At 45.0% G+C, this 229-nt stretch carries 1 protein-coding gene; it reads left to right on the plus strand.

Translation table 11 applies throughout. The features are described from left to right. Positions 1–229, plus strand: a 229-nt coding sequence (locus tag LJE08_RS14585) for a hypothetical protein (protein WP_370633288.1), incomplete at both ends; no start/stop codon positions are given.

The raw sequence follows: 229 nt of genomic DNA on the forward strand, positions 1-229 counted from the left end.
GGGCTGACGTTGAAGCATTGGGTGAAGAATACTACCTGATGTTTGACTTCATGATCAACCACATTTCCAAGAAGTCGGTTATGTACCAAGACTTCAAGAAGAACCATGACAACTCCAAGTACAACGACTTCTTCATTCGTTGGGAAAAGTTCTGGGCAGCTGCTGGTCCAGATCGTCCTACCAAAGAAGACGTTGACTTGATCTACAAGCGTAAGGACAAGGCACCAAT

Source organism: Holdemanella sp. DFI.5.55, from assembly GCF_020593575.1.
Lineage (GTDB): Bacteria > Bacillota_I > Bacilli_A > Erysipelotrichales > Erysipelotrichaceae > Holdemanella > Holdemanella hominis.